The organism is Bradyrhizobium sp. Kon10, from assembly GCF_055807395.1.
In genome coordinates, this window is record NZ_JBVVOZ010000109.1 from 1 (window position 1) to 733 (window position 733).

General features: G+C 60.6%; 1 protein-coding gene. It reads right to left on the reverse strand.

Features of this window, described 5'->3' with window-relative positions:
• Positions 1-733 (reverse strand): IS630 family transposase (locus AC0L2O_RS36270; RefSeq protein WP_473373132.1); only part of this gene is annotated, 733 nt, incomplete at both ends.

Here is a 733-nt window from a genome sequence, read left to right on the forward strand (position 1 = left end):
ACGCGCTCGTCGGCGTGAAATGAAAGCTCACATTGGGGTGGGCCTTGAGCCAGTGCTCGTTCTTCTTGTGGGTGTTGAGATTGTCGAGGATGACGTGAAGCTGGCGGTCCGGAAAAGCCGCAGTGACGCTGTCCATGAAGTCGAGGAACTCGACACGACGCCGCCGTTTTGAATGCGTCGCGATGATCTTTCCGGTGGCGACTTCGAGCGCCGCGAACAGCGTTGTCGTGCCATGCCGCTTGTAATCGTGGCTCTGACCGGTCAAGGCGCGCCCATTAGGCAACTTCAGATAGCCCTGCGCTCGCTCCAAGGCCTGGATCGAAGGCTTTTCGTCCACACAGAGCACGATAGCCTTCTGGGGCGGGGCAATGTAGAGGCCGACAACATCGGCGGCTTTGGCCGTAAAGTTCGGGTCGTTGCTCTCGCACCAGGATTTGCGAACCACGAGGTCGATCTTGTGGTGGCGTAGGAACCGCCAGACATATTGGACATCAACATCGCCCAGCGCCTCGGCTAGCAGCGGCCCGGTCCAGCGCGCAAATCCTGCCGGCGCCGGCTTGTCCAACAGCTTCAAAATCCGCTTGTCGGTGGTCTTCGTATAGATCGGCTGCTTGCCGGGCCGCGGCTTGTCTTCCAGGCCTTCAAGGCCATCGTCGGCATAGCGATGCCGCCAACGGCTGACAATCCGCGGCTGGACCCCAACTTCCTTGGCAATCGACCGGGTGCTGCGTCC